The organism is Paenibacillus roseus (genome assembly GCF_016424485.1).
Taxonomy (GTDB): domain Bacteria; phylum Bacillota; class Bacilli; order Paenibacillales; family Paenibacillaceae; genus Paenibacillus_D; species Paenibacillus_D roseus.
The window spans coordinates 150,081-167,494 of sequence record NZ_JAELUP010000003.1 but is presented as its reverse complement, the minus strand read 5'-3'; the positions used below and the strand labels follow the sequence as shown (position 1 = coordinate 167,494).

14 protein-coding genes are annotated in these 17,414 nt (G+C 49.7%); 4 read left to right on the top strand and 10 right to left on the bottom strand.

The window, feature by feature from the left end; translation table 11 throughout:
• Nucleotides 1-101: 101 nt before the first annotated feature.
• The 4 genes from JFN88_RS01555 to JFN88_RS01540 all read right to left on the bottom strand — a co-directional run bounded on the left by JFN88_RS01555 (nucleotide 102) and on the right by JFN88_RS01540 (nucleotide 4,240).
• Nucleotides 102-668, bottom strand: coding sequence for a hypothetical protein (locus JFN88_RS01555; RefSeq protein ID WP_199017533.1), 567 nt, complete (start codon nucleotides 666-668; stop codon nucleotides 102-104).
• Nucleotides 669-928: 260 nt separating this feature from the next.
• Nucleotides 929-1,729: a bifunctional hydroxymethylpyrimidine kinase/phosphomethylpyrimidine kinase gene (gene thiD, locus JFN88_RS01550; protein WP_199017532.1), complete on the bottom strand. Its 801-nt coding sequence runs from the start codon at nucleotides 1,727-1,729 to the stop codon at nucleotides 929-931.
• 317 nt (nucleotides 1,730-2,046) lie between these two features.
• The gene (locus JFN88_RS01545) at nucleotides 2,047-3,660 is read right to left on the bottom strand and encodes a carbohydrate-binding protein (RefSeq protein WP_199017531.1); all 1,614 of its coding nucleotides are present in this window, start codon (nucleotides 3,658-3,660) and stop codon (nucleotides 2,047-2,049) included.
• A 283-nt stretch (nucleotides 3,661-3,943) separates the two neighbouring features.
• Nucleotides 3,944-4,240 carry a hypothetical protein gene (locus JFN88_RS01540; protein ID WP_199017530.1) on the bottom strand — a complete coding sequence of 99 codons (297 nt, stop codon included), beginning with the start codon at nucleotides 4,238-4,240 and terminating at the stop codon, nucleotides 3,944-3,946.
• A 167-nt stretch (nucleotides 4,241-4,407) separates the two neighbouring features.
• On the opposite strand from JFN88_RS01540, the gene JFN88_RS01535 reads away from it, so the two are divergent.
• From JFN88_RS01535 to JFN88_RS01525, 3 genes are all read left to right on the top strand, one after another.
• Complete coding sequence (locus JFN88_RS01535; RefSeq protein ID WP_199017529.1) at nucleotides 4,408-4,998, top strand: DUF1989 domain-containing protein; 591 nt, start codon at nucleotides 4,408-4,410, stop codon at nucleotides 4,996-4,998.
• Nucleotides 4,999-5,071: 73 nt separating this feature from the next.
• Complete coding sequence (locus JFN88_RS01530; protein ID WP_199017528.1) at nucleotides 5,072-5,692, top strand: LysE family transporter; 621 nt, start codon at nucleotides 5,072-5,074, stop codon at nucleotides 5,690-5,692.
• 65 nt (nucleotides 5,693-5,757) lie between these two features.
• A complete protein-coding gene (locus JFN88_RS01525; RefSeq protein WP_199017527.1) occupies nucleotides 5,758-6,528 on the top strand; it encodes a YqcI/YcgG family protein in 771 nt (256 codons plus the stop codon).
• Between the two features lie 30 nt (nucleotides 6,529-6,558).
• On the opposite strand, the gene JFN88_RS01520 is transcribed toward JFN88_RS01525, so the two are convergent.
• The 4 genes from JFN88_RS01520 to JFN88_RS01505 all read right to left on the bottom strand — a co-directional run bounded on the left by JFN88_RS01520 (nucleotide 6,559) and on the right by JFN88_RS01505 (nucleotide 12,217).
• Complete coding sequence (locus JFN88_RS01520) at nucleotides 6,559-7,872, bottom strand: amino acid permease (RefSeq protein WP_199017526.1); 1,314 nt, start codon at nucleotides 7,870-7,872, stop codon at nucleotides 6,559-6,561.
• A 116-nt stretch (nucleotides 7,873-7,988) separates the two neighbouring features.
• On the bottom strand, nucleotides 7,989-8,654 hold the full coding sequence (locus JFN88_RS01515; RefSeq protein WP_199017525.1) for a cyclase family protein: 666 nt from the start codon (nucleotides 8,652-8,654) through the stop codon (nucleotides 7,989-7,991).
• Nucleotides 8,655-8,710: 56 nt separating this feature from the next.
• The gene (locus tag JFN88_RS01510) at nucleotides 8,711-9,793 is read right to left on the bottom strand and encodes an SIS domain-containing protein (RefSeq protein WP_199017524.1); all 1,083 of its coding nucleotides are present in this window, start codon (nucleotides 9,791-9,793) and stop codon (nucleotides 8,711-8,713) included.
• 30 nt (nucleotides 9,794-9,823) lie between these two features.
• Nucleotides 9,824-12,217: a glycoside hydrolase family 9 protein gene (locus tag JFN88_RS01505; protein WP_199017523.1), complete on the bottom strand. Its 2,394-nt coding sequence runs from the start codon at nucleotides 12,215-12,217 to the stop codon at nucleotides 9,824-9,826.
• A gap of 375 nt (nucleotides 12,218-12,592) precedes the next feature.
• Between JFN88_RS01505 and JFN88_RS01500 the strand changes: the two genes are divergently transcribed.
• Nucleotides 12,593-13,645 (top strand): LacI family DNA-binding transcriptional regulator, encoded by a 1,053-nt coding sequence (locus JFN88_RS01500; protein WP_199017522.1) that lies wholly within the window; start codon nucleotides 12,593-12,595, stop codon nucleotides 13,643-13,645.
• An 83-nt stretch (nucleotides 13,646-13,728) separates the two neighbouring features.
• Here the strand turns inward: JFN88_RS01500 and JFN88_RS01495 are convergent, their stop codons facing one another.
• Both JFN88_RS01495 and JFN88_RS01490 read right to left on the bottom strand, forming a co-directional pair.
• A complete protein-coding gene (locus JFN88_RS01495; protein WP_199017521.1) occupies nucleotides 13,729-15,576 on the bottom strand; it encodes an ABC transporter ATP-binding protein in 1,848 nt (615 codons plus the stop codon).
• Complete coding sequence (locus tag JFN88_RS01490; RefSeq protein ID WP_199017520.1) at nucleotides 15,573-17,357, bottom strand: ABC transporter ATP-binding protein; 1,785 nt, start codon at nucleotides 17,355-17,357, stop codon at nucleotides 15,573-15,575. The genes JFN88_RS01495 and JFN88_RS01490 overlap by 4 nt, the downstream gene beginning before the upstream one ends.
• Between the last annotated feature and the right edge of the window lie 57 nt (nucleotides 17,358-17,414).

The following is a 17,414-nucleotide window of genomic DNA, read 5'->3' as shown; positions in this document are numbered from 1 at the left end:
CAGCAGAAATATTCTGCCGTTATACAGCCTTTGTTCTCAAACTCATCATTGCTCGAAAAGCCAGCAGATTAGCCTTTCGGCAAGATTGGAGATATTTAAATTTATGTTGAATATATTTTTAACGCTCCGGCACCTACAAGGTTTCCGTTTGTGCTCACTTTGATTTTATAATTCAGGCTTGGATTGTTTATGTTGAACCAAACCACCTGCCCCTGACTAACGTTCTCCCTCCAGACACGGCTGCCATCCGGGCTCTCCAGAATAATATTCATGTTTGTCACATAGCTCAAATAAACCACGTGAACGTATAAATTATAATGTGGATATGTGTTGAAATTTCCGATAGACACTGCCTGATTGCCATCGATCTCTCTAGGGATAGATACATATTGAGTCGTATTTACAGCCCTTGCCCCTATTTGATTAGCCGAGGCTGCTTCAGCCTCAGCAAGCTTTTCTGCAATTTGTTCCTCGGTTAAGTACGATACCGTTTCAACGCCATTTTCATCCAAAGTCGTGAGCTTCCCATCTGCCAGGTTTAGAACATTTACTGCGACGCCTTCAGGACCGGTTCCGCTCTGTGCTTCCTCATTACCCGCAGCATACGCGGAAGTCGTCATCATCATGGTCAATACAAGCATTAGATAAAAGACTTTTTTGAATTTCATTGCAATTCCTCCTTAAAATTTGTTCTCATCAACTTGGTTGATGACGAAGTTCAGTACCTTGAAATTTGTACGCGGAATACCACCCCTAATATGCCTAAAAGAATGAAATTGCCCAATTTTACATTGGACTGGTGGATCATGGACACAACAAACAGGCTGCACAGCAGCAGAAATATTCTGCCGCGATACAGCCTTTGTTCTCAAACTTATCATTGCTCGGCTCGCGAATGTAGCCTAAATTCGTTCAAATCGGCTTAAAGCTAAAGCCGATGAGCGGCATGAAGTGTCGGTCCGACGAATTCATTCAGCGGGAAGCCGCCTGCAATTGCCTTGGTGATGAAGGCTTTGCCTTCACGAACCGCCTCTTTGACAGACAGTCCTTTTGCCAGCCCTGCTGTTACTGCAGCAGATGTGGTGCAGCCTGCCCCATGCGTATAGGTCGTCTTTACAACATCAGCCTCATGCCAGTCAAAGGCGCTCCCGTCATAGAGCAGATCAATAGCACGGCCGGGCTCAATAACGCCGCGATCCTTGATCAGAACATGCTTGGCTCCCTGCTCTTGAATAATAGCCGCGGCTTGCTGCATTTGCTCACGCGAACGGATCGGACCGGTCTTCGCCAACTGCGAAGCTTCAAACAGGTTAGGCGTTACCAGATCGGCACCTGGAATCAAATATTTAATCATCGCATCTGTGTTTTCCGGCTGCAGCACTTCATCTGTTCCTTTGCACACCATAACAGGATCGATGACAATTCCTTTACGTTCTGCCCGCTTCAAGTGGGAAGCCACAAGCTCGATAATATCGGTAGAGCCGAGCATCCCGGTCTTCATTGCATCGAAGCCGATGCCGTCCAATACCGTACGGAGCTGCGCTTCTACAATATGCAGTTCAACGGGATACACCTGATGGTTCCACGTTTCAGGCTCCATAGCTACGATAGTTGTCAATACAGTCATGCCGTAGACGCCAAGCTCCTGGAAGGTTTTGAGGTCGGCCTGAATGCCTGCCCCGCCGCTCGTGTCCGATCCGGCAATTGTTAATGTTTTAGGAATACTCATGAAGCCTAATTCTCCTTTTTTATTGTACATCCTACTGCTAAATAAACAATTTGTCAAAGTCGTAATAGAGAATTTTTTCGAAATATGTATGTTCATACGGGAGCCGTGTACTGAGGTACCCATGAGCTGCTCCCAACTTCGCTGTTCCGGTAAAAGAAAAAGCTTCTCCCACAAGGGGACTGACCCCCTGGTTTATGGAGAAGCTTTCTTTAGTTTGTTGCTGGTTCACGTATCACTTTTGGTAAACGCTTACAGTATACTAAAATGCCCTCTTCCACTTGACAGCAAGATAGGGTAATATTTCTTTAAGAGAACGATTACTTCTTGGTAATTGTAAACCAATTGATATTTAAACCTCCTACGGTAGGAAACGCTAAACCAATTTGCTGTTCTGTAGATGAAAGTACGACATCGTGGGAAATGGTGGTCCAGTTCTGCCATCCTCCCGTTGCTGGAACTGTAATGGTACCGAATACTGCTCCTCCACCAGCCCGTTCAAATTGAATTTGACTGCCACTTGGGCTAGCTACCCTGTAGCTGATGGTGTAAGTCCCAGGAGAAAGAGGGGTTGGAGTTGAATAAATCATCCAGTCACCAGGGTCGATCCATCCGACATTTTGCCCTCCCCCAACATCTGTTGTGGCTTGCTTCTGAACGCCATAACTGGATATATAATCCTCTGCTTCAATTTTTATAGTTTTGTCTTCAATTCTAATCCAGTTCAGATTAAACCCTCCAGCGGGGAATGCCAATCTTAATATCTGTTCCCCAGCAGGAAGACTAACATCATGGGAAATAGTGGTCCAGTTCTGCCAACCGCCAGTAGAAGGAACTTGGGCAGAACCATATACTTGACTAGTAGTGCCATTTTCCGCTCGAATGGTTCCTCCGCCATTTAGACTTGCTACCCTGTAACTTATTTTATACGTACTGGCAGCAGGAACATTGATGCGATACGTCAGCCAATCTCCCGGATCGATCCAACCTACATTCAGTCCACCGCCTGTATCGGTAGTAGCCTGGGTTTGTATTCCCGACATGCTGGCATAGTTTTCAGCTTCTATTGTGCCAGGTACATTATAGGTGGTGTTAGGCTGTTGGCCGCCGCCCATCCATAAAATCGCGTTCGTAATCAGTTTGTTCTGAGTCGCATCAGAAAAAGTAAAGGATTTCGTTGTGTTAGTTGCGTAGTCCATAAGATTATGGCCCACATTGAGATACATCATTTTATAATTTTTATTGGTCCAAACTACAGGGTAATAGCCACTGTACCAAGATTGGTTGGGGTCAGTTCCAAGGGGAAAACTCACAGGATCAATGGAGTATAGGATATCAATGTCTGGTTTGTTGCGCAAATCAACCGACCAGCTGTACCATTCGTTTGCGGGGGTTTTGAATGTTGCTGGCATATTACTGGTAGCGGGATGGTTACTGTTTTCGAGACGCAACACAGCTGGCGTTGGGAACCACGTGTTTGATTTAAAAGCTCCCGACCCCAAAAACTCGTTATAGTACCAGTTCCATGACGAAGGGTTTGTGGTAAAAGCACTGACATGAAATCCTAGCCATCCTCCGCCATTTCTCATATATTGCTCAAATGCAGGTCTTTGGGCGGCAGGGGGTGCGCCATCTAAGAAAATGACAACCTTGTACTGGGAAAGATAGGAAGCATTCAATTTACTCCAATCGGTAGTCGATTCGTATGAAAAATTGTACTGGCTGGCCAACTGGGGAAATCTCTGGTTTGCCTCGTTCACAAAGCTTATATGGGCTGCATCCCAAGTTCCATTGTAAAAAGCGATGACTTTAAATTGTGGAGCGGCTGCTGCTGTATTAGTACGGTAAGGAACAGAAGAAGCTATGAATATGAAAATTAAACAGATGGCAAAGATCCGTGCTAACAGCTTGCTGTTTGGCGTTAATATAGACATTTGTCTTTCCTCCAATTCATTTTTTGAAATTCTCTTTGGGGCTGTTACTCAAAGTAAACGCTTGCAAAAACAATGTTTTTAATCGTACATAAAACACCCCCTTTCTTTTGATGCATATTGATTATATCAACAAAAAATAACAAATAAAAGATGTAAATAATAAATTTGGATTTAATAGATAAAAATACAATACCTTAAACTGCCTACGACAAAAAACGACTCATTTGGGAGTCGCTTTTGTTAAAAAACAGCTTCGTGATTGCAAGAATACACACGGTATTGCTCAGATATTGATGTTGTCTATAAGCTGCTTGAAAGCCTGAATAAGCGCGATGGGGTTATCCTTGACCGTATAGGGAAACACACCCTGATTGGTGTGCAAGTACAAAAAACCGCCTTCCTTCCCTAATTTGCGGTATGACATATCGTGGACTTCGCCAATTGAAAATTCGCGGTGGCAGGTTGTAATCTTCGTCTCATACAGTTCAATAACCCGCTGATGGACAATCATGTCCTGAGGATTGGAAGTGACTCCCCGCTCGATCTTGACATACGGATGTGAAGCGATAGGCTGTAGCATATGCAGCACCTCCAAGGACTTAGTATTGAATACGGGGCTGTTTGCAACAGCTTAACTATAATGTTTTTTCCTGTCCCTGTAAAATATTCGCACCGTATGGGTTTCAAATGTGGTACCCATACTAAATCCATACAATTATACAATTAGAACGGCAAGGAGGAATCTTCATGAGCAGCCAGCACTGGCTCATCCCGGCGACCGAGGAATTGGGCTTCAAATTATTAAAAGGACATATCGTGCGCATTACCGATGTGGAAGGAGAACAGGTCGCAGACTTTGTAGCCTTTAATGCTAACGACCCAAGTGAGCGGCTCGATCCCGGCGTCACCCTCGATACGGTACGCAGCAAAAATGTAACGCCGGGAGATATCATTTACTCTACGAGATACCGGCCTGTATTCACAATCCTGAGCGACACTGTAGGCAGACATGATCTACTGCTGCCGGCTTGCCGCCCCGAAATGTATGAAGTGCTGTATGACAAGAAAGATCATATTAGCTGCTATGATAATCTTAATCACGCTCTAGCAGCGTTTGGCATCCCGGCTGCAGATCAGCATACCCCGTTTAATCTGTTCATGAATACAGTGGTTGATGCTGACGGCTCTGTCCGTGTAGAGCGTCCGCTGTCCAGAGCAGGAGATTATATTGAGCTACGCGCGGAAATGGATCTAATCGTAGCCGTCTCCGCCTGTCCCTGTGCCGAGAGCGCCTGCAACGGCTACACGTGTACGTCGATAGCGATTGATATCCGGTAACGGCTTCTAACCGGCAAGCTCCTTGAATACAATGACTTGTACACGTTCATTCTTCATTCAAGGAGCGATGTCGATGAATACCTTTATAACGTATATGGTGCTTGGCATCTCGCTATCTGCACCGATTGGCCCGATCAATGCGGCCCAGCTTGACCGCGGCGCCCGATATGGATTCATGCATGCATGGCTGGTTGGGCTAGGGGCAATGTTTGCCGATCTGGTGTACATGCTGCTTATTTTTTTTGGACTGGCCCATTTTCTCGATACGCCATTTATTAAAACCTTTTTGTGGTTATTTGGTTGTTTTGTCCTGATTTACACGGGTATCGAAACCTTGAACAACCTTAAATATCCTCCAAAACCTGAAAAGCAAATTTCCGGGGCAGGATCATTCCGCTCCGGCTTTATGATGGCGCTGATGAACCCGCTTAACATCCTGTTTTGGCTTGGCATTTATGGCTCTATCCTTGCAAGCAGCCTGCACAGCGCCGGAATGCTGACCATTTTGCTTCACAGTATGGGCATCTTTGCTGGAATTCTCTTGTGGGATGTCGTTATAGCCACCTTGGCTAGCTCCTTCCACCGCTTTGCAGGCCCTGCAACATTACGGTTCATATCTGCTGCTGCTGCCGTTTGCCTGCTCGGTTTTGGCGCATATTTCGGCTACAAGGCTTATATTCAGCTATTCGGATGAAGGCTTTCACCCATTTCCCCCTTGGGCATAAAATGTTCTTATACTTGCAAGGGGGATTCAATGCAATGGCCCAGTTATTGACGAAAGCATGGCTTGACGAGCATTTGGCCGAGCTGCCGCAATGGCAGCAGGAAGCCTTTGAACAATTTTCCGGTATGATTGCCGACCCTGGCGGAACGTATCCATGCATTCCCGGCAGACAAGGTTTTTTATCCAATCAGTTGCGCTTCGGTTTCGCCGCCGACCCGAGAAGCGAGCATGCGATTTCGGATGTCGCCTCACTTTTGAGCCAGTATGGCGAATGCTCACGGGATACAGGCAAATATGCATCCCTGGTCATTTTATTTGATACGCCAACAGAGCTGACCAATGTTGCAATAGAAGCCTATGAGGAGCTTTTTTGGTCCGTGCTGAACCGGGTCAGTGAGAAGGATACTACCGTCTGGCCGGATGACATATCTACCGATCCTGCTCATCACTCCTGGGAGTTTTGCTTTGATGGTCACCCTTATTTTGCCTTCTGCGGCACGCCCGCTCATGAGCAGCGTCGAAGTCGTCATACTCCTCATTTCACGATTGCCTTTCAGCCCAGATGGGTTTTTGAGACGATTAACGATTCGACTGCTTTCGGACGCAATATGAAGAAGCTCATTCGCCAAAAGCTTGTCGATTACGACGGTATTCCAGTACATCCTTCACTGAAATGGTATGGCCAGGAGGACAATCTGGAATGGAAGCAATACTTTCTGCGTGACGATGAGAGCATCCCCTCGAAATGTCCGTTCACCTATATGAAAAACAAGTTCAAAGCGCTGGGCATCCGGTTTCACAAATAAGGTTGACGAACCGCAAAAAGAGCCGAACCGCTAATGCGGCTCTGGCTCTTCGATTTTCCATTTATGCTGCATATATAATGTAATCAAACCGATTACAAGCAGGAGCATCAGACTGGACCAAAAACCCGGACGTCCCGAGCTCTCCAGAAGCACGCCCGATACGGCAGCCACAATAAGCAGTATTGCCGTGCACGATTTCACCCAGCCGCCTGCCCCCGGCTTTAGCAGCTTGAGATATGTGGCGAGAATGAACAGCCAAGTGTATAAGATGACAAGCCCGGCAGCTGTTGTAATATGCTCGAAGATTTGTTTGGGCAGCAGCAATCCCAAGAGAATCGACATACATAAGCCCAAAGCATTCATACCCAAAGCGTAAAGAGGCAGTTCTCTTTTCCCTTTTGTTATTGCAAGCCATTTTGGAGCGTCCTTGTCCTGCGCCAAAGTTACCAGCATCGTGGAGACTGCATATAACGATGCCACCAGAATCGAAAAACCGGCAATAATCATTACCGCATTGATCAGATGGACAAAAAAAGGCAAATGCATCGCTTCAAAAGCTGCAACAATCGGGCTTTTGGAATGAACGATTTTTTCATGGCTGACAAACATCAAACTTAGCCCGGCCGTCAGCATATACAATACCGTCACGGCGAGCAACATTACCCGGCCTGCCTTAGGCGCATCCTTCGGGTCCTGCAAATCTGCGGCCATAAACCCCATCACTTCAATGCCGCCAAAGGCGTAGAACGCATACAGAAGCCCTTTCCACGGCCCCTGCCATCCTTCTCCCAGCCATGCCGAAGAATTGTGGAGCGTGCTCCATTTTCCGGCTCCGCGGACCAGTCCCAGTACAGCGACACAAATGAACATCAACAGGGCGGCGATTTTGATCACAGCAAAAAAATTCTCCGCCTTATTGACGCCCTTGCTCCCCAAAACAACTACGCCTAGTCCCAATATGGCGTAGACGGCAGTGAATGCCCATAGCGGCATAGCAGGAAACCAGAGCTGCGAGAATAGTCCGAGCGCCGTGAGCGTGCTGCCCATGATGAGAATTTCCGAGCACCAGTAGGTCCACCCCATCAAGAAGCCCGCCCAGCGTCCATAGGCTTTTTTGGCATATGTACGGAAGGAGCCCTTCTGCGGAGAGTTTACTGTCATTTGGGCGAGTGCTTCAAATACGCAAAGTGTAGCAATGGCCGCCAGCAAAAAAAGCAGCAACACCAGCAGACCGCTCTTGCGGATTGCCAGGCTGGAACCGAGGAAAAATCCGCTGCCGATTGTACAGCCGACACCAAATAATGCAAGCTGCCACCAAGGCAGATTTTTGACAGTTTGATCCATGGCGCAGCCCTCCCATTCTGCCTCTTACTCTGTGCAGATGGAAGGATAATTATCCGGCAGGTTTTTCTCAAGCATAAGGATAAATGGACTCGAAATCCGGACATCATCCGGGCACATCATTTTGTAGTGACAGCAAAAGCTCTTACAGGAAAGGTGCCTATGTTCCTGATTTTCGGCGGGACCGCATAAAAGGTGAAGCCTTCCTCAGGCAAATGCTGCAAATTGCACAGATGCTCCACGATCGGGATGCCTTCGCGAAGCAATAAGGAATGAACTGGTCTCGATTTACCCGACGTATCGTCAATATTGAAGGAATCAATGCCGACTAGGACGGCTCCCTGATTACGCAGATAAGCGGCCGCAGCTTCTGTCAGATAAGGCGCATTCTCAAAATACTGCTCCGTATTCCAGTGTCTGTCCCACCCTGAGTGCACCAATACGGCTCTCCCCTGCAAATTCCGTCCGTGGAAGACCTGCTCATCGATTGCAGGCTGCTGCTCCGTTGCCCGAATCACGATGCCATCCAGACCGGCGAAAGCTGTCAGTTCCATCTCCGACAGATCCTTCCCGTCAGCATATCTGTGGAATGGCGTATCAATATAAGTGCCGGTATTGGACACCATCTCGATCTTTCCGATCTGGAACTCGGTTCCTTCCTCATATAATGCTCTGGACGCCTCGCGGCTTAAATAATCACATATAACAGGTGCCGGAAGTCCTTTGTACGTTACTAATCCATCTTCAATGATATGACTCAGATCAATATATGTTTCCGCAGCCACCCCGGTTTCCCCCCATGCTCCATTTTCATATATCCTGTGCCAAAAGTTCGATAGCCTTATGCGTAATCGCCCGGCTGCGTCTTGCTCTTCATCGCCACGCCGAAATCCGTATATATGCGGTTCGTCAAATCGATTCCTCTGCCTCCGGCTATATGATGCGCCAATATTTGGAACGGAATGATGAGAACGAACGGGGCCAAATATTCGTCGACTTCAAGCCCCAGGCCCAGTGTTCGATCGTTTGCCGAAGCGCCCAGCGACACCGTATACGTATAATTTGTAATCCGACTCTCATAATCCCGCAGCAGTTCCAGCCTTTCATGGACAGGCCCTCCCGTCTCCAGGAAGAAGATGCGATGGTTCGGATTCACTTCAAGATAAGGGCCATGCATGAACGCTTCCAATTCAATTCCTTGCGAAGGCATACGGACTGTCTCGCAAAATTTCGTTTCCACTTCCTTGATCGTGCCAACCGCGGGCCCGTAGCCAATGGCTGTAAATCTGGGCGCGCTTATCAAAGCTTCCTTATGCAACGCATAGAAAGACTCCGTCCCCGCGATGATATCCGGAATTGCATCAATGGCCGTCTGGAACTCTTTCAATGCACGGCTTACCTCTTCTTTCGTCGCCCGGCCCTTCAGCTCAGCCAAATGGAGTCCTGCCAGCATAAAGGTCAGTACCGTTGCCAGAAAGCCCTTGGTCACATAGCCTACACGCTCTTTGCCGCAGCCAATGTCAATTGAGATATCGGCCGCCTCCGATATGGCGCTGTTCGGATCGCTGGACAAAGAGACTGTCCGAATGCCGCTTTGCTTGCGGATTCGGTTCAGTGCTCCGATGGTGGAGGTGCTTTGCCCGCTCTGGGAAATCCCGATCGCCAGGTCGATATGCGGACTGATTTTATCATAGTAGGTAAAATGAAACGGCTCCCGCACATCGATCCGCACATCCGCCCACTTTTCAATAAAATATTTGGCGCTCAGTGCCGCATTATAGCTTGAGCCTGTAGCCAATACAAGCCAGTCCTCTTTGTCCTTCGCCAGATCGGCAAACGGTCGCACCTGCTCCGGATACTTGGATAGAATGTCGCGAGACATCGCTTGCTCCTCATGAATATAGGTCATCATCGTCGGTTTCATCGCCGCTTCTCCCCTCGCCATTGCCTTCTTTTACCTGTCAGACTCAATCGCAAACAAATCAGCGACAATAGATAGCCACTTGCCCGCGTTGCCCGTCCATACTTCCTTGTATGTGGCATTATTGAACTGTGGCCAGTACGGTTCATCCTCATTCAGGAATGTCTGGATACCGACTGGAATTTCCCCGGTCATCTCGCCTGACAGCACGGAATACTGTTGTGCGTAACGATAGCCTTCGCCATACATAAGCGACTGGCCGAACGGATTTTTGCCGACAATCCACTGCAGTTGTCCTTCGGCAATATCAATCAGAATACGGTCTTTAAGATAAGCACCCGCGATTGAGGCCGCTTTGCCCGTGGACAGCACAATGGCATTATTTCCGCGGAAGGAGAACCATACCGGAAACCGCTTCACATAATAGGAATCATTCAGTTTGACGCCCTGTTCCAGTTGCAGGACATACTCTTCCTTGGCCCGCTCGTCTGTCAGCAGATGCTGATACTTGAAGCTGCGATCATCAAGATGCTCATCCTTATGGTAAACCCCGCTCGAAATCATCGGGTAAGGATCTGTATAAGCAGCCAGCTTCTTCAAATATTCTCCATAGGCCTTGATCGACTCCAGCCAGCTATCCGCCTTCGGGTGCTCGCCCTGCGTGCGGTGAACAGCCGTCAGGGCAAGCAGGTACAGATGCTCCCGCGACTGGTGATTGAAGTGCTGAATGACCCGCTTGTCAGGATGGCGGTAGAAAAACCCACGCAATGTCGAGCTGTCGTCAAGTTGAATCCCTGCGAGTTCCTGGCAGCCTAACACGTAATGGATGAATTCAACAGCTTTCTCCCCATACCATTCATCCCCTGTCGCCTCATAAAGCATCGATGCCGCCCATGAAGCTGTCGCCATATACAAGCTCTCGGATGACTGGTATGTATGCTCCCAGAAGATCGGCTTCTGGTCGAAGCCGTGCTTGGCGAACTCCTCCATCGCATACTGAAAATCTTCCCTGGCCGCTTCCAGCAGCCGCCGCGACAGCGCCGCATTCGGAATCCGTCCATGAATATAAGCTTCAATCCCCGCACAGTAAAAGTTTTCATAGGCCTGGTTATGAACACGGGCAGCCGCATCATCCATATTGCCGATTCTGCCGTCTGTCCAGCGGGTAATTCCCGCGCTGGTAGCTCTGTAGCCGTCGCCGAAGCGGGTTTTGAGGATGAAATCCAGTCCCCATTCTCCTTCCTCCAGCAGCCGCAGATACAAATCCGCGTCACGAGCCTTGACTTGCTCGGCCATCTCGAACAGCGCCCAGGCGACTTCCGCTGTCTGGACAAGTTGCTGGGACACATCCCCGGCATCATGCCATCCGCCGTTAAAGGAAATGATTGTGCCCTTGTGTTCCGCGACAATATCGGCGTGGCAGCTGCCGTGAATGCCCGGAACCGGATAACCGCAGCGCTCACAAAAAATAAAATTCAATGATTTCCATATCGATGCCTGCCACACGCCCGCTGCGCTTCCGATATTAAAGTTCTCCGATACAGTCCCCCCCGCCTGCAGATAATAGCGCCCGCCTTGGTTGAAGGAGGTAAAATCCATGATTCCAAAGCTGCCCAGGCCCGTATCGATTTGGCGAATCTCTCCCGTGTACACCGTATCGCCCCGCTCTGACCGCTTGAGCTGAAACTGCCGCTCTTTCAGATCCGTCGCAAATGCCTTCTTGGTGGAGTTCAACCGGTATCCGCTATGAGAAAAGACGATTTCCCGCGGTCTTGGCAGCCAGCCCTTGGAAACCTCCTGCTCCGCAACTCGCTCCAGCGTGATGCTTCTGAGCTGAAGCGACATTTCCTCGCCGGCGGCGCGTTCTTTCCCGTTCAAAAAATAACCGATCACAACTTCCGTAATCGCATCTCTTGGAAGCTCTTCTATGTTCAAATGAATCGTTTGCCATTCATGGTTTTTCAAATTAACCCCATGGACGCCTTCCCGTTCATAAATATCCGGAATCGGGATAACGCCTTCATTGCGGAACTTGATCATCACGTAAGCATTGGGAATACCGTGGAAGTCCGCTTTTAATTCAATAGCCAACCGGTTGAATGTCTCCCAATTCTCCCGCTCTGCCTTCCTGAGCATCCATGAACTGCCGAAATTCACATAATCACCGTCAGCCGGCGCCCCCTCGGGCCAATGCGGCATTATCGTCGGGGAACTAAGCTGCAAGATACCATCGTCCTCTGCCGCCAATTGTCCTACTCCTGCATGAACCCAATTGCTTGCCGCGTCCTTGCCGCCCCCAAACCACGGGCTGGATTCAAGAACTTGATACTGCTGCTGGGCCCGCTCAAGCGACCAGTCTTCCTGCAATGGCAGGGGGCGATGAATATACCCTGAAAGCCTAATATCTTTCCATAATTCATCATTCATGCCTATACCCTCTTCCTGTGAAATTTTCGACCGAATTGTTCATGCACCCGCAGCGAGCGGGAGCTGTATGTTCGGCCCTTCCCGGACAAGCCGGTACTCGCGCCAAAATAACTGGAGAGGAGACCCATGAATTTCCTTCCATTTCGTTTGGTAACGATACCAAATAAGGAAATGATAGAGCTACTTTTGAATTGAGGGTAACAAAAAACAAATGCTGTGTCAACGGGAAAAAACAATACTTTTAAGAGAATGTATTTAAATTCAAAAATAGAATAAATAGCTTGGTACCGATACCAAAACAAGTTGAATCCTGCACGGGTTTCGGTTAAAATCAAGACGATCCTATGTAAGTATCCGAATAAGGATGTGTCACACATGAAAACCAAAATTACAATCTCTGAGATCGCCCGAAAAAGCGGTGTGTCCGTATCCACAGTATCCCGGGTTCTGAATAACAGCCCCTCTGTCTCTCCCGAAAAGAGGGAGAAAATTCAGCAAATCATCGCCGAGCACAACTATACGCCCAGCGTATTTGCCAGAGGGATGGTTAACCATACCAGCCAGAACATCGGCGTCATTCTGCCGGATATTACGAATCCTTATTTTGCTTCATTATTCATGGAGGTTCAGCGCTTTGCGCTACTAAGCGGCTACGCGACCCTTCTGTTCAATACGATGTTTGTACGCAACCGAAAGCAAGAGGTGAAGAAGTTGTCCGAGGAGGACTACTTCCGGATTATCCAGGAGAAACAGGTGGACGGCGTCCTTGTACTAGGCGGCCATATTGATAAAGAGGACATCCAGGAGTCCTTCATTCAAGCTCTGAATCAACTGCACCGGCAAATTCCCGTTGTGATTGTCGGCTCCAGAATTGATGGCTGCGATTGTCTGGTTGTCGAGCGCAACCTCAAACAGGGCGTCGCTGCCATTGTTCATCATTTTATCGCACTCGGTCATGAGCGGATCGGGTTCATCGGGGGCGAACCCGGAATTCGTATTACATCGGCGCGAATTGAAGCTTTTAAACAAGAGATGCGCGCATTGGGGAAGCCTGCTCTGGATCATCATATTATTCCATCCGATTACTATGCTCCTGACGGTTACGAAGCCATGATGCAATTGCTTGAAGAATCTCGCGAGACGCTCCCTACAGCGGTGATTGCCATGAACGATATGGTTGCTATCGGTGCAATCCGGGCGATGAAGGACCGGGGCCTGAGCTGCCCGGAGCATATTGCCATCGCAAGCTGTGATCAATTCCCGCAATCCGAGTACACCATCCCCCGTCTTACCTCGCTGGATCAGCATAATGAGTACCTGGGACGGATGGCTGTTCTTCAGCTTATAAGCGCGATGAATGGCTCCGAAGAGATGATCCATATTAACCACACGCCCAAGCTTATTATAAGGGAATCGTGCGGGGCTTAATGCTTTAATACTTTTAAAACCTTTAAACCGCACTCTGGCTGATCCGGGTATTCCGGCTGCCAAAGGGCGGTTTAAGACTTGATCTAGCTTTCTGTGGTGCTTGCGGCCTCAGACTGATCCTGCTGAATCCGGTACAGCATGGAGTACAAACCGTCCATGGCCATCAGTTCTGCATGTGTTCCTTTCTCCACAAGCCCTCCTTGTTCCATAACGACAATTCGGTCAGCCCGTTCAATAGCTGTCATCCGATGGGAGACGAATACGAATGTCACATCAGGAAGAGCTTCCAGAAGTGCATGAATCACTTCACGCTCAGTCCGCATATCCAGTGCCGACGTCGATTCATCCAGAAGCACAATTTCCGGTCGACGAATAATCGCACGCGCGATTGCCAGCCGCTGCTTTTGCCCGCCGGACAGCGTTCCTCCCCGCTCGCCAACCAGGGCATCATAACCTCCGTCCAATTGCTCGATAAATTCGTGCGCCAGCGCGGTCTTCGCCGCCTGTACCATCTCTTCCTCCGTGTAATCTTCTACACCCAGTGTCAGATTCTCACGCACTGTGCCTGTGAATAAATACGGTGTCTGCGGCACATAACTGGTCCGCTGGCGGATTGCATCCAGATGCTCTTGAACAGGCAACCCCAGTACTTCAACCAGACCGGATGAAGGCTTGATGAGCCCGCTGCACAGCCGGAGCGCGGTCGACTTTCCGGCGCCGCTCGGCCCGACAATTGCAAGAAACTCTCCCTTCCTCACCGTCAGGCTGATATCCGAGAGCAGCACCTTGCTGGCCTTGCCCTCAACCGGAACAACAGCAGCAGCCCGACACAGTCTGATCGGCTCTTCTGCTCGTTTAGATGCCTCTGTTTCTGGAGAGGAATTGCTGTCTCCGGATTCCCCGGAAGCCATCTGCTCACGAGCCAGCCCGTTGCCGCCCGCTTCGGAAGGCTCCTCATCCAGCGCAGCCAACCGGTCTCCCGCGCCCAGTCCCTGCTGAAAATTCCCCCAGGTATTGATGACACTGAGCAGCGGGCTCTGTACGCGGTTGATCAAGACCAGGAAAGCCAAAATTTGTCCGGCGGTCAGAGTACCCTGAATAGCCAGATGAGCCGTAAAGAATGCGCATGCAATCGTAATCAGTTGATTGGTTACATAGACGGACTGATTCATCGTCGTCTGCAGCATCGCCTGGCGCATATGGAGCCGGTTCTGCTCCTTGCGGCGGCGCTCATATTTGCCGGTGAACAGGCTTTCGAGTTGAAACAGGCGTACAATGGAGATGCCCTGCATCGTTTCCTGAAGCAGTCCGCGAACTTCCGCATCCTTCTGCTGCTGCACTTGTCCAAGCGTACGCAGCCGCTTGTCAAATAATCGCCCGATGAAGAATATGACAGGCGCCGAGGCTGTCACTACCAGGGCCAGCCTCCAGTCTATCGTGGCCAAATAACCGAATGCGACGGCAAACAGGGCCACATTGTAGGACAGTTCATAGACAATATTGGCGATCATCCCATTCGCCTGCTGGACATCACGGGTCGCCCGCGAAACGAGATCCCCCGTATGATATCGCAGCACAGACGGATATGGCAAAGAGGTTATTTTGCGAAATACATCAACGGACATGTCCCGCTGCATGAACGATTGGACTGAATTTCGCAAATAAAATTGCAGCATGAAAAAAATAATGATGGCAATACCCGCGGCGAAGCAAACGCCTGTCAGCATAAGCAGTCGGTCTATATCCCGCGTACCCGCGGCATCAATAAACCATTGCTGCACCCAAGCGTACCCGACATCATAGACAATATCGGCAGCAAGCAGCAGGACAGACAGCACGAAAGCCGCCTTATACGACTTGGCATATTTCATAACGGCCCAAAATCGTGAAGAAATATTGCGCCCCGCAAGTTCTGTATCCGGCAGGCTCATGCCGTCTCCTCCTTTCGGCTCGTACTGGCCGCTGCATACAAGCTGCGGTATCTGCTGTCACTTGAGAGCAACTCCTCATGGGTACCCTGCTCAGCAACCCGTCCTTCATGCATGACAATAATATGATCTGCCCCCCGTATCGTTGACAGCCGGTGGGCGATAACGACAACTGTACGACGGGCCATTACATTCTCTATCGCTTCCTGCACGAACCGTTCATTTTCACTGTCGAGGGCAGATGTTGGCTCGTCTAGCACAAGCAGCTTCGGTTTTCTAAGCATCGCACGGGCAATCGAGATTCGCTGGCGCTCGCCGCCGGACAGTGTAAGTCCACGTTCTCCGAGGGCGGTATGATAGCCTTCAGGAAGCCGTGATATCCAGTCATGCACATTTGCCAGCTTCGCCGCTTCAATGACATCCATCGTCTGGGCGTCTGTCTTTCCGAGCCTGATATTGTCGCCGATTGTGCCGGAGAACAGATAAGGCTCCTGCGACACATACGACACAGATTGCCGCCACGCAGACAGATCCATCTCCTTCAAAGACTGTCCATCAACCCAGATGCTTCCCGATTCCGGGGTCTGCAATCCGAGAAGCAGGCTGGCTATGGTCGTTTTGCCAGAGCCGCTCTCTCCGACGATCGCCGTCATCTGCCCGGTTTTGATTGTAAATTCCACCTCTCGAAGCGCTGGCTCGCTTTCAGGGTGATAACGGAAGGTCACACCTTCAAACCTGATATCTCCATCCGTGCGTATTTTCTGGACTCCTCCCGGCTTGCGGCCCTCCGACTCCTCCGGCAAATCGTTAATTTCAAACACGCGCAGCGCACTGGATACAGCCCCTTGAAGCTGCGGCCATATAGATGACAAGTTGGAGATCGGCCCGGACAGCCGCTCGAAGGCAACCAGGAAAGCGGCAAGCGCTCCTACATCCAACCTGCCCTGGGTAATGAGATAGCCTCCATAGCCCAATATGTACATCAGGCCAAGCACATACACAAAAATATTAACCCTGTAAAATATCGCCTCAAGTGCAAGCGCCTTCAGGTGATGCCGCAAATAACCCTCCCACTTCGACTTGAAGCGCTCCGTCATTCTCCTTCCGGCTCCATAGCTCTTGATAACCTCCATTCCCTGCATGCTGTCCATCAGGAATGCATCTTGTATGGCCTTGGCTTCCTGGCGTGAAGTATAGGTCGCGCGCATGGGCCGGGACATTGGTGTGGCCAGCAGCGGAATGACAAGCGTAATCAGCAGACAGCCAATCGTGAGTCCCATATTGACAATTGACAGATAAGCAAGCAGAAATCCGAGCTGCAGCACATTGCCGAGCAGTTGAATCATTTTGCCATTAATCGCCGACTGGGCGTCCGGGGAAGCATCGTTTATCCGGGAGAGCAAATCCCCCGTATGGTAAGTGGACAGTTCTCTTACGCGAAGCCGCAGCATTTTGTCAAGCAGGCTCTTCTGCAGCCGCAGCGTCGATCTGTTCTGCAGTCCAGTATTTAAATAGCTGCTGGCAAAACTCCCTGCCGTTTCTACCAGAACTAGCCCCCCCATGAATAAAATCGAGGTCGTTAACAAAGCGGTATCGCGGTCTATGGCGGCATTCACAATGCGTCGCATCAATTCGGCGTTGGCAACTATAATAAATGACAGTACGGTAGTCAGCGCCACAATTCCGGCATACCAGCCCCAGTACATTTTCGATTTCTGCCATAGACGGCCTAATACGTGAAAAGCCTGACGTCTTTGCGCCCGAAGCTTTGTTTTCTCCTGCACCATCCGGCCTCCCTTCTTCCGCTTCCCGAAGCATGCCGGCCCCGCCCTTGCGCGCGG